Genomic DNA, 22,709 nt, shown 5'->3' on the forward strand with positions numbered 1-22,709 from the left:
GTCAGGCCGCGTTGTCGGCTCCCGACTCAGGCCGCGTTGTCGGCTCCCGACTCAGGCCGCGTTGTCGGCTCCCGCCTCGGTCCCATACCGGCCCGCGCTGAACATCGACGCGATCGCACCGAGCACCATCATCACCGCCGCCGCGATGAACACCACCACCAGTCCCGAATGGAAGGGCTCGGTGATGAGCTGCGGGAAGAACTGCTGCCCGGTCAGCACCTCGGCGTTGACCCCCGGTTGCTGCAGGGCGTGCGAGGGGCCCAACAACTCGGCGATCGGGTTGTAGCCGAGGAATGCCGCGAACAGGCTGCCGACCGGTGGAAGCTGCGCGACGTCTTGGGCCACCGCCGCGGAGACACCCTGCTGCTCAAGGCCGCTCGACATCGCAGTGGGCAGAGTTCCGGCGAGCCCGACGATCATCAGTGAGAAAAAGATGCCGATGGACAGTGACGAGCCCGCGTTGAAGAACGTCGCGCGCACACCGGAGGCCGCGCCGCGCTCGGCGGCAGGCACCGCCGACATGATGGCGGCCGTGTTAGGTGCGGTGAAGATGCCGCCGCCCAGACCGTTGAAGAACACCAGCGCGGCGAACAACCAGTAGTTGAAGTCGACCGGAATCATCACCAGCGCCACGAATGTCACCGCCATCAGCAGCATGCCGCCGACCGTGAACGGCCGCGCTCCGTAGCGGTCGGACAGGGTCCCGGCCAGCGGACCGGACACCAGGAATCCGATGGTCATCGGCAGCATGTAGATGCCTGCCCACAGCGGGGTGGACTCGAAGCTGTAGCCGTGCAGGGGCAGCCAGATGCCCTGCAGCCAAATGATCAACATGAACTGCAGGCCGCCGCGGCCCACCGAGCTCATCAGCCCGGCGAGGTTGCCCATCCCGAATGCGGTGCTGCGGAACAGCCGGATGTTCATCATCGGATGAGCGACGCGCAGTTCGATGACGCAGAACGCGACCAGCATCAGGAGACCGGCGATGATGGCGCCGAGCACCCACGGGTTCAGCCATCCGGTGGTGGAGCCGCCGTAGGGCTGGATGCCGTAGGTGATGCCGGTGAGCAGGACGGTCAGCCCGATGCCGAAGGTCAGCGTGCCCGCCCAGTCCAGCCGGCCCGGGCTACGGGTGCCCAGTTCACGTAGCGAGCGGTAGCTCCAGACGGTGCCGAGGATGCCGACGGGCACGCCGACCCAGAAGATGGCCCGCCAGTCCCATTCGGACAGCACGCCACCGATCAGCAGGCCCAGGAAGGAGCCCGCGACAGCGGACACCATGTTGACGCCGAGGGCCATGCCGCGCTGGTTGGCCGGGAACGCGTCGGTGAGGATCGCCGATGACGCCGCCATCAGCATCGCGCCGCCGACGCCCTGCACCACGCGCCAGCCGATCAGCCACACCGCGCCGCCGCCGAGATGGAACGGATCCACCGAGAGCGCGATGGCCGCGACGGTGAACACCACGAAGCCCAGGTTGTAGATGCGGACCCGGCCGTACATGTCGCCGAGCCGGCCGAACAGCACCACCAGCACGGCCGTCACCACGAGGTAGCCCATGAGCATCCACAGCAGGTAACTGACGTTTGCCGGGGCCAGCGGGTTGAGCCCGATCCCTCGGAAGATCGCGGGCAGGGAGATCAGCACGATCGAGGCGTTGATGGTCGCCATCAAGGTGCCCAGCGTCGTGTTGGACAGCGCGATCCACTTGTAGAACGGGTGGTCGTGGTCCATACGGATCCGTCGGCGCGCCGTCTCCAGGGCCGCCGCGTCCGTGTTGGCACCGGTCAGCGTGGACTCGTTCTCAGTCGTCGTCTCAGTCGTCATCAATCTTCTTCGTCGTAGTCATCGTCGGTTCGTGAACCGCCCAGAACGTATATATTAGCTATGTAAATCAACGGACGGCAATTCCAGTGCAGTCCCACTCGTTGCTGCCAATCTCCTGAGAACCGCACCGCTGTTCCCCACCGCGAGGCATCTGCGCTAGGTTGGTACCCGCACAATTCAAATCCACACGGGAGTGCACGCCGAGTGCGCTGAGAGGACGGGTAGGCCCGTCGACCGTTGAACCTGACCGGGTAATGCCGGCGTAGGGAGATGTCTTCATGACTGACGTTTTTGTCGATCCGTCTGTGACCACCGGCCCCATCACCGGAAGCAGCAAGGTCTACCGCGAGATCGACGGCGTGCGGGTGCCGTTCCGCCGGGTCAATCTCACCAACGGTGAGCATCTCGACCTGTACGACACCTCCGGGCCGTACACCGATGACGATGCGGTGATCGACCTGACCGCGGGTCTTCGCCCGCGTTCCAACGTCATCCGCGACCGCGGCACCCAGCTGCAGCGGGCCCGGGCCGGGGAGATCACCGCCGAGATGGCCTTTATCGCTGCCCGCGAAGGGGTTTCAGCCGAGCTGGTGCGTGACGAGGTGGCCCGCGGCCGCGCCGTCATCCCCGCCAACCACAATCACCCGGAGAGCGAGCCGATGATCATCGGCAAGGCCTTCGGCGTGAAAGTCAATGCCAATATCGGTAATTCGGCCGTGACCTCGTCCATCGGCGAGGAGGTCGACAAGATGGTGTGGGCCACCCGCTGGGGTGCGGACACCATCATGGATCTGTCCACCGGCCGCAACATCCACGAGACCCGCGAGTGGATCCTGCGCAACTCCCCCGTGCCGGTCGGCACCGTGCCGATCTACCAGGCACTGGAGAAGACCAACGGCGATCCCACCAAGCTGACGTGGGAGCTGTACCGCGACACCGTGATCGAGCAGGCCGAGCAGGGTGTCGACTACATGACTGTGCACGCCGGGGTGCTGCTGCGCTACATCCCGCTGACCGTCAACCGCGTCACCGGCATCGTGTCCCGCGGCGGCTCGATCATGGCGGCGTGGTGCCTGGCGCATCACACAGAGTCGTTCCTGTACACCAACTTTGCGGAACTCTGCGAGATCCTGGCCCGCTACGACGTGACCTTCTCGCTGGGCGACGGGCTACGGCCCGGCTCGATTGCCGATGCCAACGACGAGGCGCAGTTCGCCGAGCTGCGCACCCTGGGCGAACTGACGAAGATCGCCAAATCCCATGGGGTGCAGGTGATGATCGAGGGCCCCGGACACGTGCCGATGCACAAGATCGTGGAGAACGTCAAGCTCGAGGAAGAGCTCTGCGAAGAGGCGCCGTTCTACACGCTTGGCCCGCTGGCCACCGACATCGCGCCGGCGTACGACCACATCACCTCGGCGATCGGTGCGGCCATCATCGCGCAGGCCGGCACGGCGATGCTGTGCTACGTCACCCCGAAGGAACACCTCGGCCTGCCCGACCGTAAGGATGTCAAGGACGGCGTGATCGCGTACAAGATCGCCGCACACGCGGCCGATCTCGCCAAGGGGCACCCGCGGGCACAGGAACGTGACAACGCACTGTCGAAGGCCCGCTTCGAGTTCCGCTGGCACGATCAGTTCGCGCTGTCGCTCGATCCGGATACCGCACGCGAATTCCACGACGAGACCCTGCCCGCCGAACCGGCCAAGACGGCCCACTTCTGCTCGATGTGCGGGCCGAAGTTCTGTTCGATGCGGATCACGCAGGACATCCGCGACGCCTACCCGAACGGAGTGCCCGACGAGATCGCGCAGGGCATGGCGGCGAAATCGCAGGAGTTCGCCGACCATGGAAATCGGGTGTATCTACCCTTAGCCCCGTGACGAACCACGAGAGCTTCCTGCCGCTGACCCCACCGGGCCAGGCCCCGCACCGGGTGATGACCATCGCCGGATCAGACTCCGGCGGTGGTGCAGGCATTCAGGCCGATCTGCGCACCTTCGCCATGCTGGGTCTGCATGGGCTGGTCGCCATCACCGCGGTGACGGTCCAGAACTCGGTGGGCGTCAAGGGGTTTCACGAAATCCCGCTGGACGTGGTGGCAGGCCAGATCGAGGCCGTGGCAACGGATATCGGGCTGCAGGCGGCCAAGACCGGCATGCTGGCGTCGTCGGACATCATCGAGACCGTCGCCGAAACATGGGACCAACTGAGCCTGGGTGTGCCGCTGGTGGTGGACCCGGTGTGCGCCTCGATGCACGGCGACCCGTTGCTGCACCCGAGCGCTCTGGACGCGCTGCGCACGCGGCTGTTCCCGCTGGCGACGCTGGTCACGCCGAACCTCGACGAGGTACGGCTGCTGACGGGCATAGACGTGGTGGACACCGCCAGCCAGAAGGATGCGGCTCGCGCCTTGCACGCCTTGGGACCACGGTGGGCGCTGGTCAAGGGCGGGCACCTGCGGGCCAGCACGCACAGCCCCGATCTGTTGTTCGACGGCGCCGAGTTCCACGAGTTCGACGCCGAACGCGTCGACACCGGGCACGATCACGGCGCCGGCGACACCCTGGCGGCCGCCACGGCCAGTGCTCTCGCGCACGGCTATTCGGTGCCCGACGCCGTCGCCTTCGGCAAGCGATGGGTCACCGAATGCCTGCGCGCGGCGTATCCGCTCGGCCACGGCCACGGCCCGGTGTCGGCGCTCTTTAGATTGAACACATGACTGTGGACGCGAGCCTGGCTCCGATCGACGGCATCGCACACGAACCCGACAACACCCCGCACGGCGTCGTGGTGCTCACCCACGGGGCAGGCGGCAACCGGGACTCCCCGATGCTGGTCAAGGTGTGCGATGAATGGGCTTCGCGGGGCTGGCTCGCGATCCGCTACAACCTGCCGTATCGGCGCCGCAGGCCCAAGGGCCCGCCGTCGGGATCGGCGGCCGCCGACCGCGCCGGTATCGCCGAGGCCGTGGCGCTGGCCCGCACGCTCACCGAGGGTCCGGTGATCGCCGGGGGACATTCCTACGGCGGCAGGCAGACGTCCATGGCGGTGGCCGGTGAAGGCTCCGAGGCACCGCTCGTAGTCGACGTCCTCACGCTGTTCTCCTACCCACTGCACCCGCCGGGAAAGCCGGAGCGCGCCCGCACCGAGCACTTGCCGCGCATCACCGCGCCGACGGTGTTCACCCACGGCAGCGCCGACCCGTTCGGCACGCTCGACGAGTTGACCGCCGCGGTCGCGCTCGTCGCCGGCCCGACCGAATTGGTCGCGATCCCCGGCGCCCGACATGATCTGGGTTCCAAGACGTCGAACGTGCCAGCGCTGGCCGTCGACGCGGCGTTACGGTTGCTGGCGTGACAAATCCGCCTGGGCACTACCCACCCCCACCACCGCAGCCGTATTCCGCGGAGTCCGGCCGGTTCGCGTCCCAGCCCAAGAAGAAGTCCTCGGCGCTCAAGTGGATCTTGATCGTGCTGGCAGTGGTCGTGGTGGTCGCCGTCGCCGCGGCCGCCGCGGTCTATTACCTGGTGAACCGGGACTCGACGCAGGCCACGCAGGTCAAGGTCGGAGACTGCCTCGGCGAGGTGCCCGACAGCAGCAGGGTGCTCTACGTGCACACCGTGACCTGCGATCAGCCGCACAAGGGCGAGGTGTTCTCGGTGCTGACCATGCCCGACGGCAATTTCCCGGGTGACGCCGCGGTGATGAAGTACACCGACCAGTGCAAGCCGGCGCTCACCAACTACGCACCGAATGCCGCCAACGACGCAACCGTCAAGTTGTTTGTGCTGTACCCGACGTCCGACTCCTGGCAACGGGGAGACCGCACCGTTACATGCATCGCCACCAGCGATAATCCCCGCACCGGGAAATTGGGGTAACGCCCTACTCTAATCCGGCGACCCGGCAGGCTCGACACTCGACGCATGGTCGAGATCGACAGTCCGGCGGTCACCACCACTGTGCTGCCGCTGGCACCCCTCAATCCCCTGCCCTACCGCCAACAGATCAAGGCGTTGCGGCTCTTCATCGAGGGCCATCAGCGACTGCGCGACGCGGGCGGTCCGGTCAGCCGCATCGTGCTGGGTCCCCGGTGGCTCATCCCGCCGGTCCTGCTGATCACGTCACCCCAAGGGGCACGCGACGTCCTCGGCCGCCCCGACGCGGTCGCCGATCGTGGCGGCGCCGTCAACATGATCGACCTGCGCAGGCTGATGGGTGGCAATCTGTTGAATCTGCCGCATGACCGCTGGCTGCCCCGGCGCCGCACCCTGCAGCCGATGTTCACCAAGAAGCATGTCCCCCGATACGCCGGACACATGGCCGACGCAGCGCAGGCGGTCGCCGACAGCTGGGATGACGGCGCGACGATCGATCTGGACGCCGCGTGCCGCACGCTGACGCTACGGGCCCTGGGCCGCTCGGTGTTCGGGCTCGACCTCGACGAGCGGGCCGAAGACGTGGGCCCGGCGTTGCGTGCGTCGCTGTCGTGGATATCGGACCGCGCGACCCACCCGGTCAAACTCCCGCAGTGGGTGCCCACCCCGGCGCAGCGCCGGGCGAAGGCGGGCAACGCGCGGCTGCATCAGCTCGCCGACGAGATCCTGACCGCCGTGCGCGCCGACCCCGATCGAGACGCCCCACTGGTTCGCGCCCTGATCGAGGCCAGCGACCCGGACACCGGGAAACGGCTCACCGACGACGAAATCTGCCATGAATTGGTGCTGTTCATGCTCGCCGGCCATGACACCACCTCGACCACGCTGTGTTACTCGTTGTGGGCGCTGGGCCGTCATCCCGACATCCAGGCCCGGGTGCACGCCGAGGTCGCCGCGCTGGGTGACCGACTGCTCACGCCCGAGGATGTGCCCCGCCTCGAGTACACCGTGCGGGTGCTGCACGAATCGCTGCGGCTGTGCCCGCCCGGGGCGGGAACACCGCGGATGCTCAACGAGGAGATCACCATCGACGGCTACCGCGCGGAGGCAGGCACGATGGCGATGGTCAACTTCTACGCCATGCACCGTGATCCCGCCCTCTGGGACGATCCGCTGGCGTTCGACCCGGACCGGTTCACCCCGGAGCGCTCGGCAGGCCGAAGCCGTTGGCAGTACCTGCCTTTCGGTGGTGGACCGCGCTCGTGCGTGGGGGATCACTTCGCGATGCTGGAGGCGACCCTGGCGCTGGCCACCCTGGTGCGGGAGGTCTCTGTGGCTTCTCTGCACGACGACTTCCCGGTGGAGACCCCCTTCACGGTGGTTGCCGCCGAGCCGATCCCCGCGCGGGTGGCACGGCGCACACCCTGATGACCGTCATCGTCAGAAGCTCACCCCCGCAGTGATTTTGGCGACCGATTCGCGGATCTCCGCCACGCGGTCGGCGCAGAGGCCCCACGGATCGACCACTCCGACTCGGGTGTCGAGGTCCCACAGCACACACTGCTCGCCCGGCATCGCGACGAGTTCCCATGCGATGACGGTCCTGCGGAGCTGCTCGGACATGGGCTCGGTTGCGGCACGACTGTCGGCCGGTGCGCCGCCGACGGGCGTGTGGTGCATGAAGCGCCCGTAGGCATCTGCGCAGAACGACTGGTAGCGCATGGTGCACAGGATCAACCCGTGCCACGCCTCGTCGACTGCGTGCGACGGCATCCCGATCAGCTGATCGTCTCGCACTGCCGCAGCGCAGCACCGCAGCCACTGCCGCAACCCGGTTTTGACCAGCGCCTGTGGCTGCCACGGGCAGGTCTTGAAGACGGCCTGCGGAAGTTCGAGAGCCGCCACCGCGGCATAGGACCTTTCGAACCCGACGTCTCGGCGTCGTGCCCACCAGCGAGATTCCATACGTCTGCCCTCCATCGACGGCACCGGCGATCACCCGCCGCAGCCTCCGCAGCCACCACAGCCGCCGCAACCACCACCGCACCCACCGCAACCGCCCGCGTCCGAGGTCTTCGAGGCGGTACGCTTCGCCCGCGGCTGCGAAGGTGCGCCTGCCGCCCAGAGTGCGACCCGGCGGGGCCGCAGATAACGGCCGGAATCCTGTCGGAGCGCCCGAATTTCCCTGCGGCACTGCTGTTCCGGGGTTTCCTGATCGCGACGGCGCGTCCTGCCGGCATGCCGCACCAGCGCGCTTGTCAACAGCACTGCGAGTGCGACCACCACTACGCCCAGTTCTGTCGTGTGCATGGTGAGCCTCCTTTGGCTCGGCGTGACGATCACATTCTGTGAGGATGGCCACATGGCAAGGAAGGGATCGGGCGCGCATCAGGCGTTTCCTTGCACGATTCACAGATTCGGCCGGTACATCGCCGCCCATGCGAATCGCTCGGGCTGACAACATATTTGGTTCGACTCGCCGTTCCGGCATTGACCGCACCGGCGCGCGGCGGTGAGATGTTTGCGTGGGCACGTAGAAAGGACCGCAATGAGCACCTCCAACGGATGGCCGGCCCTGCGAGTGGCGGACTGGGAGCCGACCCGCGACACCCTGCACATGTGGACGCAGATCGTCGGCAAGATCCGCCTCACCCATTCGCCGCTGCTCAACCACTGGTGGCAGGTCACCCTGTACGTCAGTCCACGCGGGCTGACCACCGGGTCCATACCCTACGAAAACCGGCTGTTCGACCTGGAATTCGACTTCGTCGACCACGTGCTGGCACTGCGCACCAGCGACGGCGGGTCGGCCACCGTCGCCCTGACCGCCAAGCCCGTCGCGAAGTTCTACGCCGAAACCGTCGCCGCGCTACGAGAACTCGGCATCGAGGCTGGGATATCCGCACGGCCCAACGAGGTCGATCCGGCCATTCCGTTCGCCGAGGACCACCAACACGCGTCCTACGATCCGCAGGCCGCACACCTGTTCTGGCGCCAATTGATTCAGGCCCACCGGGTGATCAACGAATTCCGCTCCTTCTTCATCGGCAAGGTGAGCCCGGTGCACTTCTTCTGGGGTTCATTCGACATGGCCTGCACCAGGTTCTCCGGCCGACCCGCCCCCGAACACCCCGGCGGGGCACCCAACTGCGGCGACTGGGTCATGGTGGAGGGCTACTCGCACGAGTTGAGCAGTTGCGGATTCTGGCCTGGCGGCGGCGAAGAGGGCGCCTTTTACGCGTACGCCTACCCGGAACCCGCGGGATTCGCCGAGTACCCGGTCGGCCCGGAGGCCGCCTTCTACAGCCCGGAGTTCCGCCAGTTCCTGCTGCCCTACGAGGCGGTGCGGACCTCCTCCGACCCCGACCGCGCGCTGCTGGAGTTCCTGCAGTCGACCTACGCCGCGGCCGCTGACCTAGCGGGCTGGGACCGCTCGCAATTGGAGACCGATCCGCACAGGTGGCGCACGCCCGGTCAGTAACCCCTCGACAAAGTACCCGGTACCTGCGGTACTGTTTCGCCATGAGTCCGGGGGCACACGACGCGGTGATCGTCGGGGCGGGATTCGCCGGGATCGGCGCGGCCATCCAGCTCAAGCGGATGGGTATCGACGACTTCGTGATCGTCGACCGCGAAGACGACCTCGGCGGCACCTGGCACGTCAACCACTACCCCGGCTTGGCCGTCGACGTCCCCACCACCACGTACTCGTACTTCTTCGAGCCCAACCCGCACTGGTCACGAGTGTTCTCCACGGGCACCGAGATCAAGCGCTACGCCGACGCGGTCGCCGACAAGTACGACGTGCGCCGACACATCCGGTTCAACACGACCGTGCAGGGCGCGAGCTGGGACGAGGAGACCGCGCAGTGGCAGGTGACGCTCGCCGCCGGTGAGACACTGCGGGCCCGCTATCTCTTCACCGCCACCGGGTTTCTCTCCCAGCCGCACACGCCCGACATCGCCGGCATCGACAGCTTCGCGGGCAAGATCATCCACACCACCGACTGGGACGACGATTACGACCTCTCCGGCCGCAGCGTGGCGATCATCGGCACCGGGGCCACCGCGGTACAGCTCATCCCCGAGCTGGCCCGCCGGGTCACCGCGCTGACCGTCTACCAACGCACCCCGATCTGGGTGGTGCCGAAGATCGACGTGCGGTTCTCGCCCCGGGTCAAGGCGTTGTTCGCCCGAATCCCATTGACCCAGCGCACCATACGGGCCCTCACCGACGGCATCTACGCGGCCATGGTCGACACCGCGGTGCTCAAACACCGCTACTTCCGCCGGCTCAACATCGCGGCGGCCGACCTGGCCAAACTGCACCGGTTCGCCTCGATCCGTGACCCCGAGCTACGGCGCAAACTGACGCCGGACTACGACTTCGGCTGCAAGCGGCCGACATTCTCCAACAGCTACTACCGGACCTTCACCAAACCGCACGTGCAGCTGCAGGCCGACGGCATCGATCACATCGAATCTGATGGGATCGTCAACGCCGACGGCAGCAAAACAGTCATCGACACCCTCGTGCTGGCCACCGGATTCGACCTCTGGGAGGCCAATTTCCCTGCCATCGAGGTGATCGGCCGGGAAGGCCGCAACCTGGGGAAATGGTGGCGCGACACCAGGTTCCAGGCCTATCAGGGGGTGTCGATGCCGTACTTCCCGAACTACCTGAGCCTGGCCAGTCCATATGCGTTCCTGGGGTTGAACTTCTTCAACACCATGGAGTACCAGATGCGGTTGATGGACCGGCTGTTCGGTGAGCTGAAACGCCGTGGCGCCACCACGTTCGAGGTGACCGAGGAGGCCAACGCGCGGTACCTGGACTTGATGACCGAGTTGCTCGGGGACTCGTTGTTCACCCTCGGCGACTGCGCTTCGGCACGGTCGTACTATTTCAATCCGAGCGGCGAAGCCACCCTGCTGCGACCCATGACAACGCGTCGGGCCGTTTCGGATGCTTCCCGATTCCCGTTGAGCGACTACGCATTTTCCTGATCAGAGAGGATCATCCATGACCGAACAGAACAACGACTCGACGCTGGCCAAGCTCGCCGGCCTCGGCCTGGCCGGAACCGGTGTGGCTCATTTCGTCAAACCGCAGTTGTTCGAATCGATCACGAAGTCCGCGTTTCCCAAGGACACGCACAAGCACATCTACACCAACGGGGGCATCGAAACCGCGCTCGGGTTGGGTCTGGTCCTGCGCAAGACCCGCAAGCTGGCGCTGGCCGGAACCGTCGGATACGTCGCCTATCTGGCCGGCAACGCCGCCCGCAACCGGTAGCGCCCCAACAGGGTCAGATCGACCATGGCCGTGACCACGGCCCGGGCCTGCTCCGAATTCTGGTAACCCATGAGCCGGCCCAGGTCGATCACCAACGCCATCGCAGCATGAACCGCAAACCGCGCCTGACCGGCGCTCCACTGGGGCCGCACGGACATCACCAGGTTCACCCAGGATTCGACTGCCGACCTCTGCAGGTCGCGCAGGATCTTCTGGTCGGCGCCAGTCATGTTGAGACGTTCGGTGTAGTAGACGTAGTCGAGTTCCGGACGGGCGAACGAACGCGCGACGTAGCCGTCGATGAGCACCGCGAGTGCCTGCTCGGGATCGGAGACCGTGCGCAGTACCTCGGCCATGTCTTCGGACAATCGATCGGCCGCCCGCCGGAATCCAGCCGCGAGAATGTCCGTCTTGCCGGAGAAGTACCGGTAGATGCCCGATGCCGGCATGCCGACCGCACTCGCAATGTCCTCCATGGTGGTGTCGCGGTAGCCGTTCAGGTTGAACAACCGCAGCGATTCACTCAGCAACGCTTCGTATTTGGTGGTGCCGGTGGCCGGTGGGGCGTCGACCTCGATTGCTCCTCGCGTGCGCCCGACCCCGATTGCTCCTCGCGTGCGCCCCTGCGCCACCGGATCGGCGGCCGCGGGAAGCTCGGGCAGATCCGCGGTGAGCACGGTGTCGACGATCTCGGCGAGCACCGCACGGATCTGGCCGGCCGGCAGCTTGGCCCGGTGGTCGACGATGCTGCCGAGCACACTGAGCACAGCCGTGGACAACGTCCAGCGTTCGTGCGATCCGAGGTCCGGCCGCAGCACCCGCAGCGGCCGCTGGATACGCAGGTGCACGGTTCGCATCTGGCTGTTCAACGCCGTCTGGTCGTCGCCCCGCAGGAACCGGGCCTCCCAGCGGTAGAGGCCACCGGACTCCCGGTTGGCCAGCGCGGTGTCGGTCAGGGCGGCGACCAGGCGCCGCAGTTCCTGACGCGGGTCCGGGTCGGGGTCCATCTCGTCGGCGAACGCAGTGCCGTCGACGAGTTGCTGGCCGAGGTTGAGCACGGCGTCGCGGAACAGTTCGTACTTGCTCGAATAGTGCCGGTACAACGCGGCCGCCGAGATCCCGACGCGCGACGCGATGGCCTCCATGCTGACCCCGTGATAGCCGAGGGCGCTGAACTCCTCCGCCGAGGCGCGCGCGATCTGGGCTTTCCGGTCTTTCGGGCGGCGTCGCACGACAGCTGCACTCCGGTCGCCGCGGGTGGGCGGGGTGCGCGCCATGTCGACACCATAAACGGACCCGCGAATGTGGTCAAAGGGGCCAGACACGGCAGAATGCCCATTAACATAGCCAGGGTTGATGCCGGATGGGGGTCCCGTGCTGGTCAGGTTGCGAAGATTGCTGGCGTACCGTGTCGCGGTCGGCGAGTTGATCGTCATCGCGCTGATCGTCGGTACCCCGTACGGGCTGATCGGGGTGATCTGGTCGAGCACCCACACCGAACATCTCCGGGAGATGTCCAGCCTGGATGCCGTGGTGTCGGCGCTCGGGTCGATCGTGTCGTGGCCGGTGCTGCTGTTCGCCGACGTTTGTATGACCTGAAGGGGGCATAAATGAGTTATCGAGCTGTGTATCTAGGGATCGCCGGTCTAGTGGTCCTCGGCATCGGTCTGTACCTGATGAGCATGCCCGTGTACCTCGACGACTTCGACCGGTACGGCATGCAGATCCCGTGCGGGTCGTCGTATTCGGCGCATCTGGTGCAGGCCAGCGCCGCAGGCGACCAGTACGTCGACAAGTGCGGTTCGGCGCTGCTGACGCGCAGGCTGTGGACCATCCCGGTGGTGGCGATCGGTGCCCTGGCAGTCATCGCGGTACTGGTGCGGGCGGCGACCTCGTCGGCTCACGAATCACTCGTTCCGACGCGCGACACCCACTGAGCTCTAGCGTCGAATGGCCAGTTGCGGCACGCCTTTTCGCGAATCGCGTGCGACAACTGGCCAGTGGCGAGGTAGCTAGTCGACCAGGACCGCCGCGGCGGTGCACATGTGGTCCCGGACCGCGGCCGCTGCCGCAGCCGGGTCGCCCGATTCGATGGCGTCGACGATGTCGAGATGACGTTTGGCGTCCATGTTCTTGAGCGCGCGGTCCACCCCGGCGTACATGATCGACATCCGGATGCTGCCCTCCAGGGACGACCACGAATGCAGGAGGGTCTCGTTGCCGCTCAGGTGACACATGGTCCGGTGGAACTTGAGGTCGGCCTCGATGCGGTCCTCCAGGTTGGCCGCGGCCCATCGCTCCATGTCGGCGACGGCGCTGCGCAGGGCCGATACCGCCGTGGCCCGATCGTCCCGCGACGCCAGGTCACTGGCGGCCAGCGACTCCAGGGCACCGCGGACGTCGAAGATGTCCTTGATCTCCTTGGCGTCGAGGTGCCGCACCGACAGTCGACCGCGCGCCCCCGCCGAGATCAGCCCTTCCTGCTGCAGTTGACGCATGGCCTCGCGTAGCGTGCCTCGGCTGATCTGCAGGGCATCGGACAGGTCGGTCTCCACGAGGTGGGTACCGGGCTGAAGCTGACCAGAGGTGATGGCCCGGCGCAGCGCTGACAGCGCCTGTTCGCGCAGGCTGGTCTTCTCAAGTCGCAGCAGCGACGGGGCCTCCGACATGACCTGCTCCTTGAGTGTCAACATTTGTTTGTCAACACTGATCCTACAGTCGCTCGAGGACCGAAGCGACGATGCGCCGAGTCGACAGCCCGTAGCGGTCGTGCAGTGTCGGCAGTGCCCCGGCGGCCAGAAATTCGTCCGGCAGCGCGATGGGCGTGACCTGCCGGCCGACCCCGCGCTGCACCATGGCCGAGGCCACCGTCTCGAACAAGCCGCCGACCACGGTGTGGTTCTCCAGCGTCAGCGCCAGGCGGTCCGAATCCAGTTCGCGCAGCACAGTTTCGGCGTCGAACGGCTTGAGCGTCGGCGCGTGCACCACGGCCGCGTCGACATTGTGGGCCGTCAGTTCCTCGGCCGCCAGCAACGCCCGCATCGTCATCAGGCCGCTCGAGACGAACACGACGTCGTTGCCGGGCCGCACCACCTTGGCTTTGCCGAGTTCGAACGTGTATCCGTACTCATCGAGGACAGTGGGCACGTTTCCTCGTAACAGCCGCAGATACGTGGGTCCGGCATGCTCGGCCAACTGGGGCACGGCCTGCTCGATGTCGACCGAATCGCACGGATCGACGATGGTCAGCCCCGGCATCCCCCGGAAGATCGCGACGTCCTCGGTCGCCTGGTGTGACGGCCCGTAACCCGTTGTGAGCCCAGGCAATCCACCGACGATGTTGACATTGAGCCCCGGCTCGGCGACGTCGAGGCAGATGAAGTCGTAGGCCCGCCGCGCGGCGAACACCGAATAGGTTGACGCGAAAGGGATCAGGCCCGTCTCGGCCATACCGGCCGCGGCGCCGAACAACAGCTGCTCGGCCATGCCCATCTGGAAGAACCGCTCCGGAAAGGCTTGCGCGAAAATGTGCATGTCGGTGTACTTGCCCAGATCAGCGGTGAGTCCGACGATGCGGTCATCAGCCTGCGCGGCTTTCACCAGGGCGTGCCCGAACGGTGCCGGTGTGGTCTTCTGCCCGGGATCGGCGAACGACGCGATCATCGCCGAGGTGCGAAGTTTGGTGCTCATGCCGGTACTCCTTGATATCCCGCTGTGAGTTGGTCGCGGCAGATCTGCCACTCGTCGGCGTCGATACGCATGAAGTGCGCTTTCTCCCGCGTTTCGAGCAGCGGCACACCTTTGCCAACTTTGGTGTCGCACAAGATGACTGAGGGCGCTTCGGTACTGATCCGGTCGAATGCGTCGAGAAGTGCCTGGACGTCGTTGCCGTCGACGCGCTGGACGTGCCAGCCACAGGCCGCCCATTTGTCGGGCACGGGTTCGGTGCGCAGCACGCCCGCGGTCGGGCCGTCGGCCTGCAGCGCGTTGATGTCGACCATCGCGGTCAGGTTGGTCAGCCCATGATGCGAAGCACCCATCGCGGCCTCCCACGTCGAACCCTCGTCGAGTTCACCGTCAGAGAGAAAGTTGAGCACCCGGGCGCCGTTCCCCTGGTGTCGCAGACCGAGCGCCATGCCGACGGCGACCGGGAGGCCGTGCCCCAGCGATCCCCCCGAGATCTCCATACCCGGTGTGTAGCTGGCCATTCCGGACATCGGCAGCCGAGATTCGTCGGATCCGTACGTGTCGAGTTCGGCGACATCGACAATGCCCGCTTCGGCCAGTGCCGCATACAGTCCGATCGCGTAGTGCCCGGTGGACAACAGGAACCGGTCGCGTCCGTCCCAATCCGGATCGTCGGCGCGGAAGCGCAATTGATCGGCGTACACCGTGGCAAGCATGTCGGCGGCACCGAGGGCCTGCCCGACATAGCCCTGCCCCTGGGCCTCGCCCATGTTCAGCACATGGTGCCGCATCCGGTAGGCAGCATCACGCACCTTCGCGGCGCGCATCAGGCGGCCATCGCCTGGTCGGAGGCCGCCTTGTCGGCAGCCTGACGTTCGGCAGATCCCCAGGTTTCGCGGGTCACCAACGCGGCCCACAGGCCGACCGCGGCGTACGCGGAGAACAGCAGAGCAGGTCCCATCCATCCCATCCATTCGAATAACAGTGTCGTTATGAAGGGCGTGAAGCCCGACACCATCGCCGAGATCTGGTATGCCAGTGAGGCTCCCGAGGCCCGGGTGTTGGCGGTGAACAACTCGGGAAACCACGCCCCCTGGGAGCCTGCGAGCGCGTTCTGGCATACCCCGTAGGCGATCACGACGGTTGCGATGATGAGGAAGAACAGGCCGGTGTTCACCAGCACGAACATCAGCACGCCGAAGGGGATGCCGAAGGCGCACACCCACACGTAGACCGGTCTGCGACCGACCTTGTCGGTCAGCCGAGCCCATCCCGCCGTCGCGAAGATGCCGATTGCGGCAGCAATGCACAGTGCGACAAGGGTTTCGGTGGCGGTGGCCAGCTTCGCGGTCTTGAGATAGGAGATCATGTAGGTGATCGACACGGCATAGCCGGCGGTCTCGGCGACACGAAGGCCGATGCCGCGCACGATGTTTCGCCAGTCGTTCTTGAGCACCTCGACGATGGGCGCCTTGACGATCTTGCCCTCGTCCTTGACGTCTTCGAAGACCGGCGACTCGGGCACCTTGGCCCGGATGATCAGCCCGACGACCACCAGTACGATGCTGGCGAGGAACGGCACCCGCCACGCCCAGTCACCGCCGAGGTGCACGCTGACCAGGAAGACCAGGTTGGCCAGCAGCAGCCCCACCGGGAAGCCGGCCTGCACGATGCCGGTGTAGCGGCCCTTCTCTTTCCACGGAGCGTGCTCGTAGCTCATGAGGATGGCCCCGCCCCACTCGGCGCCGAACGCCAGGCCCTGAATGATCCGCACGGTCACCAACAGCGCGGGCGCGAGCACGCCGACCGCGGCGTAGGTGGGCAGCAGCCCGATCGCGAAGGTCGACAGCCCCATGATGAGCAGCGACGCCACCAGTACGGGCTTGCGGCCGACCTTGTCGCCGAGGTGGCCGCCGATGATGCCGCCCAGCGGGCGGGCCGCGAAGCCCACCCCGAGCGTGGCGAACGAGGCCAGGGTGCCGGCGACCGGGCTGGAGTGCGGGAAGAACGCGTGGCCGAAGTACAGCGCGGCGGCGGTTCCGAACCCGATGAAGTCATAGGTTTCGATCACCGCGCCGACGGCGGAGCCGACCGCTACCCTCTTGGCGTCCTTGGTGCCAAGTACGGGACCCCGCATTTTCAGAGCGTCATCGCTCATGGGCTCATCCTTTCAAATCCCGCTCAAATCCAGGTTTACCTGCGAATTGCCTGACATGTTGACTGTCAACAATGCGGTAGGTGTCACCCAGTGTGAGCCTGCACACAACGCACTGTCAACAGTCAACACGAATTAATGCCGCCCGTTGACTGTTAACAGTCGACGACTGTAGTGTGGGCGCCGCCACAGCCGCGAAGGCCCGGGAGAAAGTGCCGCCAGATGCCAGCTCATTCGTTTCACAGCCGACTGGGCTGTTCGACCATCAGCTTCCGCCACCAGCGATTGCCCAAGGCCCTGGACACCATCGCCGGCCTGGGCTTCACCGAGATCGATCTGGGTGCGCTACCCGGCGTGTGCGACCACGTTCCCTTCGTCCTCGACGAGGACGCCGTACGCGAGGTCGCGGCCACCGTTGCGGCGTCGGGCATCCGGGTCCGGTCCATCAACGGCGACATCGGCGACCTCAACGTCGCACTGGACGCCGCCGGTCGGGCCGCCCGGGACCGACACCTGGCGATGCTGCTCGAGCTGACGGCCGCCACCGGCGCCGACGCCCTCGTACTGCCCTGCGGTGCGCTCGACCACGAGCCGATCAACTCGCTCGAGGAGGACCTGACCGCAGTTGCCGGTGAGCTGGCCGCGGCCTGCGAGGTCGCCACCGCCCGCGGAGTCGCGCTGTGGACCGAGTCACTGCACTTCTTCCGGTTGTGCTTCGGCATCGAGCGCGCCCAACAGCTCACCGACCGGCTCGACGAAAACGTGGGAATAGTCATGGATTTCAGTCACATCGTGGCGTCCGGCGGCGATCCGGTCGACTTCGTGGCACGGTTCGGGCCACGCATCCGGCACGTGCACATCCGTGATGCCGTCCCCGGCAACATCAATCTGTCGGTCGGCAACGGCCAGGTGGATTTCGCGACAGGCCTCAAGAGCCTCGCCGACGCCGGCTATTCGGGGCACTTCGCGCTGGAACTGGAAACCCGCGACGTCACCCACGACGAACGTCCCGCCGCCGCTGCCGCGGCCGGAAACCTCATCTCCACCTTGATCTGAAAGGAACCACCAATGTCTGTCACCCGTACCGCCGTCGTCACCGGAGCCACCTCAGAGAAGGGCATCGGCGTGGCCGTTGCCGAGCGCTACGCCAAGGAAGGCTGGGCCGTCGTGATCCTCGACCTCGACGGTGAGAAGTCCGCCAAGGTCGCCGCCGAGATCGGCAACCAATTCGGGGTACCCGCGTTCGGCCACGCCGTCGACGTCACCTCCGAAGAGTCGGTCACCGCCGCGTACGACGCGGTCACCGCCGAGGTCGCCGCGGGCAACCTGCCCACGATCGGCGCGCTGGCCAACATCGCCGGCATCACCTCCCCCGTGCCGTTCCTCGAGACGACGCTGGACCTCTGGAACAAGGTCATGGCCGTCAACGCCACCGGAACCTATCTTGTGACAAAGGCTTTCCTGCCCGACATGATCGACGCAGGCTGGGGCCGCATCGTCAACATGAGCTCGGTGTCCGCGCAGCGCGGCGGCGGCGTCTTCGGCAAGGTGCCCTACTCCTCGGCCAAGGCCGCGATCCTGGGCTTCACCAAGTCGCTGGCCCGCGAGATCGCCAACACCGGTGTCACGGTCAACGCCGTCACCCCGGGCGCGGTGGACACCAACATCCGCGTCGGCTCCACCGACGAGCAGGAAGCCAAGCTCGCCGCCGACATCCCCGTGGGCCGCACCGCCACCACGGACGAGGTCGCCGCCGTCATCACGTTCCTGTCCAGCCAGGACGCCAGCTACCTCACCGGTACCACCGTGGACATCAACGGTGGCAGCCACATGCACTGACGCCGCTTCCTCTCGCCGAGTGGCCAGTTTTTACAAGGATTTTCGCAACAAACGTGGCATAACTGGCCATTCGACGCCTATAGATAGTGCGTGACCCTGCTGAGTTGGAAACGCGTCGAGGCCCGCGCGGACGACGACTTCGTCGTCGCACCCGGTGAACGGCTCGACTGGCCCCGAACCGTCGGCATCGGCGCCCAGCACGTGGTGGCCATGTTCGGCGCCACCTTCCTGGTTCCGGTACTCACCGGATTCCCGCCGTCGACGACGCTGCTGTTCTCCGGTGTCGGCACCGTGCTGTTCCTCATCATCACCGGTAACCGGCTGCCCAGTTACCTGGGTTCGAGCTTCGCTGTCATCGCCCCGGTGACGGCGGCGACCGCCTCCCACGGCATGGGGAGCGCTCTGGGCGGGCTCATCGCGCTCGGAGCGCTGCTGATGATCGTCGGTGGGGTCGTGCACCTGATCGGGACCCATTGGATCGACCTGACCCTTCCGCCGGTGGTCACCGGCGCGATCGTCGCGCTGATCGGCTTCAACCTGGCCCCCGCCGCCAAGAGCAACTTCGAAAAGGGGCCGGTGGTCGGCCTGGTCACGCTGGTGGTCCTGGTCGCGACGCTGGCGTTCTTCCGCGGCATCATCGGGCGGCTGGCCATCTTCGGGGCGGTGTTGATCGGTTATCTGCTGGCCCTGATCCTCGGCGAGGTCGACACGTCCGCGATCGCCGCGGCGCCGTGGCTCGGTCTGCCCCATTTCCAGACGCCGACGTTCACCGTCGCGGTACTGCCGCTGTTCGTGCCCGCGGTGATCGCGTTGATCGCCGAGAACATCGGCCACGTCAAGTCGGTCGGGCAGATGACCGCGACGGACATGGACCCGCTCGTGGGCCGCGCCCTGGCCGCCGATGGGCTGGCCACCGTGCTGGCCGGGGCCGGCGGCGGGTCGGCGACCACCACCTATGCCGAGAACATCGGGGTGATGGCCGCGACCCGGGTCTACTCGACCGCGGCGTACTGGGTGGCGGCCGCTGTGGCGATCGGATTGTCGTTGTGTCCCAAGGTGGGTGCCGCGATTTCGGCCATCCCGCCGGGCGTACTGGGCGGTGCGACCGTGGTGCTCTACGGGCTGGTCGGTATCCTCGGCGTCCGGATCTGGCTCACCAATCACGTCGACTTCGCCAAGCCGATCAACCAGATGACCGCGGCGATCCCGTTGATCATCGGGATCGCCGATTTCACGTGGAGCGCAGGCTCGTTGACGTTCACCGGGATCGCCCTCGGGTCCATCGCCGCGCTGGTGGTCTACCACGGGATGCGCGTGCTGCAGTTCGCCGGCGGGCAGCGACGCTCACTGCCCCAGCGCGTTGACCACCGCGGAGAACACGACGGGTAGCGCCGCGGCCGCCGGCGTGATGCTCGCCCGTACCGGCCGAAAACCGCTGCCCCACAACAGCGCTGCGGTCAGGAACCGATAGCGTCGGGTCAGCGCCCGCCACTGCCTGTCATAGTCGCCCGGCCGGTCCGCCAGCACACATCCGACCAGCACTTCGGCCGCGCCGAACGCCAGGCCCAGTCCCTCGCCGGTCAGCGCGTCGATGTAGCCCGCCGCGTCCCCGACCAGCAGCACGCGTCCCGCGCTGCGCTGACGTACCTTCTGCCGCAACGGTCCCGCCGCCCGGTCCGTGCCATGAGGGCATCCGTGGATCCGGTCGGCCAATGCCGGAAACTTCCCGACGTGCTCGTCGAACCGTCCGCGGGCCGACGTCAGGATCGCCACGCCGACGCAGTCGTCGGCGACGGGGGTCACGTAGGCCTCACTGGCCTCCCCATCCCGGGCCCAGTACACTTCGACGCAGTCCGACCACGGCGCGATCCGGACATGGCGCCGGATGCCCCATCGCCGCCGCGGCCCGTTGTCCTCCGATAGCCCGAGCGAACGTCGGATCGGCGAATGCAACCCGTCAGCCGCGGCCAGGTACCTCGCCTGAAACCCCGCCGCCGACACCGACGTCGAATCCTGCTGCACTGCACCGATTTCGCCCTGCACCACCTTTACCCCGGCCGCAGCCGCCGCGTCGGACAATGCCGCGTGCAGCACCGTGCGCCGCACACCGCGACCGGCTTCGCCGAAGAACCGGGCCTCGGCAACGCGACGGCCATCCAGATAGCGGATGCCGCGGAACACCTGCCCGTCCGCGTCGACGCCCAAGGCGTGCAGGTGCCGCACCGAATGCGGCATCAAGCCCTCACCGCAAGCCTTGTCGATCGGGCCGCACCGGCGTTCCACCACCACCGTCTCGAGGCCGGCGCGCGCCGCGTGCACCGCGGTGGCCAGACCGGCCGGCCCACCGCCCGCAACCAACAGGTCGATCACGTCAAGCCTTGCAACGCATCGTTTTCCACCCGGATCCGGGTCCGCAACAACACCGCGTTGGCGACGGTGAAGATCAACGCGGTGAGCCAGGCGCCGCCCACCAGTGGCAGGGCCACCCCCTCGGTCACCACCGCGACGTAATTGGGGTGCGGCACCACCCGGTACGGTCCACCGGTCACCCGCGCAGCGCCCGGTATCACCACCACCCGCGTGTTCCACTGGCGCCCCAGCGTCGTGATGCACCACCACCGCAGACCCTGTGCGGCCAGCACCAGAGCCAGCATCGGGCGGCCCAGCCACCGGCGGTAGGGGCGCCGACGCGCCTCCAGCAGCGCACCGGCCAACAGCCCGGTGTGCAGGACCACCATCACCGGGTAATGCCCGGCGCCGAACTCCTTGCCGCCGTTGGCTTTACTCCACTGCAGGTTGCGCCGGGAGACCACGAGCTCGACCACCCGCTCGGCGGCGACCGCGGCGACGAGGACTGTGATGTTTCTGCGTCCCATCAGCGCCAACGCAGCAGGACGAGTTCGGAGCAGAATCCCGGGCCCATGGCCATCAGGACTCCCGGGGTGCCAGGCTCGGGGCGCTTGCAGATGGTGTCCCGCAACACGTGCAACACCGACGACGACGACAGGTTGCCCACCTCGGCCAGCGACTGCCAGGTCAGATCCAATGCGTCGGAAGGGAGTTCGAGTGTCTCGATGATGGCCTCGATCACCTTTGGGCCGCCCGGGTGGCTCACCCACGACTCGACGTCACTGATGGTGAGGCCATGTGCGGCAAGGAAACCTGTGACGTCGTCGCCCAGATACCGGCCCACGAAGCCCGGCACCTCGGCGCTCAGCACAATCTCGAACCCGTCGCTGCCGATGTCCCAACCCATGGCGTGCAACGAATCCGGGTACAGGTGGCTGCACGAGTCCAGGACATCCGGCCCGCTCGGGTCGAGCTTCTTTGCCCGGTCGGCACCCACGGCCACCACGGCCGCGGCACCGTCGCCGAACAGCGCGCCTGCCACCAGCGTCGGCATCGACGGATGGTGTTTGCGCGTCAGCGAACACAGCTCCACCGACACCAGCACCGCGACCTTGTCGGGAGCCCCACGCAGGTAGTCATTGAGCCGGGCGATGCCGGCCGCCCCGGCCACGCAGCCCAGACCGAAGATCGGCATTCGCCGCACATCGGGTCGCAGACCCAACCTGCCGGCGATGCGCGCATCCAGCGAAGGGACCACCGCGCCGGTGACCGTCGTGGTGATGATCAGATCGACGTCCTGCGGGCGCAGGCCGGCCTCTTCGAGCGCACCCGACAACGCCTGGCAGCCCAGCTCGGTGGCGTGCTCGATGAACAGGTTGTTGGTCTCACCGAAATCGCTCAGACTCGCGTACTCTTCCAGCGGTCTGACGAGATAGCGGCTGTTGACCTTCGCGCTCTTGTGCAGCGCGCGCACCACGTCGGCGACGGTGTCATACCCCGGCAGCGCGAGCAGGGCCTCGGTGACCTCGTCCTGGGTGTATCGATTGGGCGGGAGAACACCGTGAACACCGGCGATTGTGCTGTGACTGACAATGTGGCCGAAGTCAATTCCCATACCCGTACTACGGAGTAGCCCGCGGTCGGGTTCACCGGAATCCGGCGATTTTTCTGA

The 22,709-nt window shown here is 66.7% G+C and carries 23 protein-coding genes and 1 riboswitch; of the genes, 13 read left to right on the top strand and 10 right to left on the bottom strand.

Annotated elements, in window-relative coordinates; all coding sequences use genetic code 11:
- Nucleotides 1–51: 51 nt before the first annotated feature.
- A complete protein-coding gene (locus tag BTO20_RS31995) occupies nt 52–1,827 on the bottom strand; it encodes an MFS transporter (RefSeq protein WP_087079922.1) in 1,776 nt (591 codons plus the stop codon).
- Nucleotides 1,828–2,004: 177 nt separating this feature from the next.
- A riboswitch (TPP riboswitch) is annotated at nt 2,005–2,113 on the top strand.
- On the opposite strand from BTO20_RS31995, the gene thiC reads away from it, so the two are divergent.
- The 5 genes from thiC to BTO20_RS32020 all read left to right on the top strand — a co-directional run bounded on the left by thiC (nt 2,106) and on the right by BTO20_RS32020 (nt 7,139).
- Entirely contained in the window at nt 2,106–3,713 is a 1,608-nt protein-coding gene (thiC, locus tag BTO20_RS32000) for a phosphomethylpyrimidine synthase ThiC (RefSeq protein ID WP_087079923.1), read from the top strand. (Overlaps the previous riboswitch by 8 nt.)
- Nucleotides 3,714–3,769: 56 nt before the next feature.
- Entirely contained in the window at nt 3,770–4,552 is a 783-nt protein-coding gene (gene thiD, locus BTO20_RS32005) for a bifunctional hydroxymethylpyrimidine kinase/phosphomethylpyrimidine kinase (RefSeq protein WP_198344595.1), read from the top strand.
- Nucleotides 4,549–5,190 carry an alpha/beta hydrolase family protein gene (locus BTO20_RS32010; RefSeq protein ID WP_087079927.1) on the top strand — a complete coding sequence of 214 codons (642 nt, stop codon included), beginning with the start codon at nt 4,549–4,551 and terminating at the stop codon, nt 5,188–5,190. Before thiD ends, BTO20_RS32010 begins: the two co-directional genes overlap by 4 nt.
- Nucleotides 5,187–5,714 (top strand): septum formation family protein, encoded by a 528-nt coding sequence (locus BTO20_RS32015; protein WP_087079929.1) that lies wholly within the window; start codon nt 5,187–5,189, stop codon nt 5,712–5,714. The genes BTO20_RS32010 and BTO20_RS32015 overlap by 4 nt, the downstream gene beginning before the upstream one ends.
- 45 nt (nt 5,715–5,759) lie before the next feature.
- Nucleotides 5,760–7,139 carry a cytochrome P450 gene (locus BTO20_RS32020; protein WP_087079931.1) on the top strand — a complete coding sequence of 460 codons (1,380 nt, stop codon included), beginning with the start codon at nt 5,760–5,762 and terminating at the stop codon, nt 7,137–7,139.
- A 12-nt stretch (nt 7,140–7,151) separates the two neighbouring features.
- On the opposite strand, the gene BTO20_RS32025 is transcribed toward BTO20_RS32020, so the two are convergent.
- Nucleotides 7,152–7,676, bottom strand: a complete 525-nt coding sequence (locus BTO20_RS32025; RefSeq protein ID WP_087079933.1) for a glycine-rich domain-containing protein — start codon at nt 7,674–7,676, stop codon at nt 7,152–7,154.
- Between the two features lie 583 nt (nt 7,677–8,259).
- Between BTO20_RS32025 and BTO20_RS32035 the strand changes: the two genes are divergently transcribed.
- From BTO20_RS32035 to BTO20_RS32045, 3 genes are read left to right on the top strand one after another with little or no spacing between them, the layout of a single operon-like run.
- The gene (locus BTO20_RS32035; protein WP_087079935.1) at nt 8,260–9,192 is read left to right on the top strand and encodes a DUF5996 family protein; all 933 of its coding nucleotides are present in this window, start codon (nt 8,260–8,262) and stop codon (nt 9,190–9,192) included.
- A 41-nt stretch (nt 9,193–9,233) separates the two neighbouring features.
- On the top strand, nt 9,234–10,718 hold the full coding sequence (locus tag BTO20_RS32040; protein ID WP_087079937.1) for a flavin-containing monooxygenase: 1,485 nt from the start codon (nt 9,234–9,236) through the stop codon (nt 10,716–10,718).
- A 16-nt stretch (nt 10,719–10,734) separates the two neighbouring features.
- Nucleotides 10,735–11,007 carry a hypothetical protein gene (locus BTO20_RS32045; protein WP_087079939.1) on the top strand — a complete coding sequence of 91 codons (273 nt, stop codon included), beginning with the start codon at nt 10,735–10,737 and terminating at the stop codon, nt 11,005–11,007.
- On the opposite strand, the gene BTO20_RS32050 is transcribed toward BTO20_RS32045, so the two are convergent.
- Entirely contained in the window at nt 10,974–12,284 is a 1,311-nt protein-coding gene (locus BTO20_RS32050) for a TetR/AcrR family transcriptional regulator (protein ID WP_198344140.1), read from the bottom strand. The genes BTO20_RS32045 and BTO20_RS32050 overlap by 34 nt on opposite strands.
- A 97-nt stretch (nt 12,285–12,381) precedes the next feature.
- On the opposite strand from BTO20_RS32050, the gene BTO20_RS39995 reads away from it, so the two are divergent.
- Together BTO20_RS39995 and BTO20_RS32055 are read left to right on the top strand one after the other, a co-directional pair.
- Nucleotides 12,382–12,606, top strand: coding sequence for a hypothetical protein (locus tag BTO20_RS39995; protein ID WP_198344596.1), 225 nt, complete (start codon nt 12,382–12,384; stop codon nt 12,604–12,606).
- 11 nt (nt 12,607–12,617) lie between these two features.
- Entirely contained in the window at nt 12,618–12,944 is a 327-nt protein-coding gene (locus BTO20_RS32055) for a hypothetical protein (RefSeq protein ID WP_087079943.1), read from the top strand.
- 75 nt (nt 12,945–13,019) lie between these two features.
- On the opposite strand, the gene BTO20_RS32060 is transcribed toward BTO20_RS32055, so the two are convergent.
- Genes BTO20_RS32060 through BTO20_RS32075 form a run of 4 tightly spaced genes read right to left on the bottom strand, consistent with a single transcriptional unit; the run spans nt 13,020 to nt 16,852 of the window.
- Nucleotides 13,020–13,676, bottom strand: coding sequence for a GntR family transcriptional regulator (locus BTO20_RS32060; protein ID WP_087082964.1), 657 nt, complete (start codon nt 13,674–13,676; stop codon nt 13,020–13,022).
- A gap of 43 nt (nt 13,677–13,719) precedes the next feature.
- Entirely contained in the window at nt 13,720–14,697 is a 978-nt protein-coding gene (locus BTO20_RS32065) for a transketolase family protein (protein ID WP_087079945.1), read from the bottom strand.
- On the bottom strand, nt 14,694–15,521 hold the full coding sequence (locus BTO20_RS32070) for a transketolase (RefSeq protein WP_087079947.1): 828 nt from the start codon (nt 15,519–15,521) through the stop codon (nt 14,694–14,696). Before BTO20_RS32070 ends, BTO20_RS32065 begins: the two co-directional genes overlap by 4 nt.
- Nucleotides 15,521–16,852, bottom strand: a complete 1,332-nt coding sequence (locus BTO20_RS32075; protein WP_087079949.1) for an MFS transporter — start codon at nt 16,850–16,852, stop codon at nt 15,521–15,523. Before BTO20_RS32075 ends, BTO20_RS32070 begins: the two co-directional genes overlap by 1 nt.
- Nucleotides 16,853–17,071: 219 nt before the next feature.
- Between BTO20_RS32075 and BTO20_RS32080 the strand changes: the two genes are divergently transcribed.
- The 3 genes from BTO20_RS32080 (at nt 17,072) to BTO20_RS32090 (ending at nt 20,077) form a co-directional block, all read left to right on the top strand.
- Nucleotides 17,072–17,905, top strand: coding sequence for a sugar phosphate isomerase/epimerase family protein (locus BTO20_RS32080; RefSeq protein WP_087079951.1), 834 nt, complete (start codon nt 17,072–17,074; stop codon nt 17,903–17,905).
- A 12-nt stretch (nt 17,906–17,917) separates the two neighbouring features.
- Entirely contained in the window at nt 17,918–18,688 is a 771-nt protein-coding gene (locus BTO20_RS32085) for an SDR family NAD(P)-dependent oxidoreductase (protein ID WP_087079953.1), read from the top strand.
- Nucleotides 18,689–18,778: 90 nt separating this feature from the next.
- Entirely contained in the window at nt 18,779–20,077 is a 1,299-nt protein-coding gene (locus tag BTO20_RS32090; RefSeq protein ID WP_087079955.1) for a uracil-xanthine permease family protein, read from the top strand.
- Here the strand turns inward: BTO20_RS32090 and BTO20_RS32095 are convergent.
- Genes BTO20_RS32095 through BTO20_RS32105 form a run of 3 tightly spaced genes read right to left on the bottom strand, consistent with a single transcriptional unit; the run spans nt 20,033 to nt 22,652 of the window.
- Complete coding sequence (locus tag BTO20_RS32095) at nt 20,033–21,058, bottom strand: NAD(P)/FAD-dependent oxidoreductase (protein ID WP_087079957.1); 1,026 nt, start codon at nt 21,056–21,058, stop codon at nt 20,033–20,035. The genes BTO20_RS32090 and BTO20_RS32095 overlap by 45 nt on opposite strands.
- A complete protein-coding gene (locus BTO20_RS32100; RefSeq protein ID WP_087079959.1) occupies nt 21,055–21,564 on the bottom strand; it encodes an isoprenylcysteine carboxyl methyltransferase family protein in 510 nt (169 codons plus the stop codon). Before BTO20_RS32100 ends, BTO20_RS32095 begins: the two co-directional genes overlap by 4 nt.
- The gene (locus BTO20_RS32105; protein WP_087079961.1) at nt 21,564–22,652 is read right to left on the bottom strand and encodes a type III polyketide synthase; all 1,089 of its coding nucleotides are present in this window, start codon (nt 22,650–22,652) and stop codon (nt 21,564–21,566) included. The genes BTO20_RS32100 and BTO20_RS32105 overlap by 1 nt, the downstream gene beginning before the upstream one ends.
- Between the last annotated feature and the right edge of the window lie 57 nt (nt 22,653–22,709).

The sequence above is a fragment of the Mycobacterium dioxanotrophicus genome (genome assembly GCF_002157835.1).
In the GTDB taxonomy this organism is placed as follows: Bacteria; Actinomycetota; Actinomycetes; order Mycobacteriales; family Mycobacteriaceae; genus Mycobacterium; species Mycobacterium dioxanotrophicus.

Excerpts from the sequence above, each read along its gene's own strand:
- BTO20_RS32035 (WP_087079935.1), top strand. The coding sequence starts at position 8,260 with ATGAGCACCTCCAACGGATGGCCGGCCCTGCGAGTGGCGGACTGGGAG.
- BTO20_RS32100 (WP_087079959.1), bottom strand. The coding sequence starts at position 21,564 with ATGGGACGCAGAAACATCACAGTCCTCGTCGCCGCGGTCGCCGCCGAG.
- BTO20_RS32060 (WP_087082964.1), bottom strand. The coding sequence starts at position 13,676 with ATGTCGGAGGCCCCGTCGCTGCTGCGACTTGAGAAGACCAGCCTGCGC.
- BTO20_RS31995 (WP_087079922.1), bottom strand. The coding sequence starts at position 1,827 with ATGACGACTGAGACGACGACTGAGAACGAGTCCACGCTGACCGGTGCC.
- thiC (WP_087079923.1), top strand. The coding sequence starts at position 2,106 with ATGACTGACGTTTTTGTCGATCCGTCTGTGACCACCGGCCCCATCACC.
- BTO20_RS32010 (WP_087079927.1), top strand. The coding sequence starts at position 4,549 with ATGACTGTGGACGCGAGCCTGGCTCCGATCGACGGCATCGCACACGAA.
- BTO20_RS32070 (WP_087079947.1), bottom strand. The coding sequence starts at position 15,521 with ATGCGCGCCGCGAAGGTGCGTGATGCTGCCTACCGGATGCGGCACCAT.
- thiD (WP_198344595.1), top strand. The coding sequence starts at position 3,770 with ATGACCATCGCCGGATCAGACTCCGGCGGTGGTGCAGGCATTCAGGCC.
- BTO20_RS32065 (WP_087079945.1), bottom strand. The coding sequence starts at position 14,697 with ATGAGCACCAAACTTCGCACCTCGGCGATGATCGCGTCGTTCGCCGAT.
- BTO20_RS32055 (WP_087079943.1), top strand. The coding sequence starts at position 12,618 with ATGAGTTATCGAGCTGTGTATCTAGGGATCGCCGGTCTAGTGGTCCTC.
- BTO20_RS32040 (WP_087079937.1), top strand. The coding sequence starts at position 9,234 with ATGAGTCCGGGGGCACACGACGCGGTGATCGTCGGGGCGGGATTCGCC.
- BTO20_RS32050 (WP_198344140.1), bottom strand. The coding sequence starts at position 12,284 with ATGGCGCGCACCCCGCCCACCCGCGGCGACCGGAGTGCAGCTGTCGTG.
- BTO20_RS32045 (WP_087079939.1), top strand. The coding sequence starts at position 10,735 with ATGACCGAACAGAACAACGACTCGACGCTGGCCAAGCTCGCCGGCCTC.
- BTO20_RS32085 (WP_087079953.1), top strand. The coding sequence starts at position 17,918 with ATGTCTGTCACCCGTACCGCCGTCGTCACCGGAGCCACCTCAGAGAAG.
- BTO20_RS32025 (WP_087079933.1), bottom strand. The coding sequence starts at position 7,676 with ATGGAATCTCGCTGGTGGGCACGACGCCGAGACGTCGGGTTCGAAAGG.
- BTO20_RS32020 (WP_087079931.1), top strand. The coding sequence starts at position 5,760 with ATGGTCGAGATCGACAGTCCGGCGGTCACCACCACTGTGCTGCCGCTG.
- BTO20_RS32075 (WP_087079949.1), bottom strand. The coding sequence starts at position 16,852 with ATGAGCGATGACGCTCTGAAAATGCGGGGTCCCGTACTTGGCACCAAG.
- BTO20_RS32080 (WP_087079951.1), top strand. The coding sequence starts at position 17,072 with ATGCCAGCTCATTCGTTTCACAGCCGACTGGGCTGTTCGACCATCAGC.
- BTO20_RS32105 (WP_087079961.1), bottom strand. The coding sequence starts at position 22,652 with ATGGGAATTGACTTCGGCCACATTGTCAGTCACAGCACAATCGCCGGT.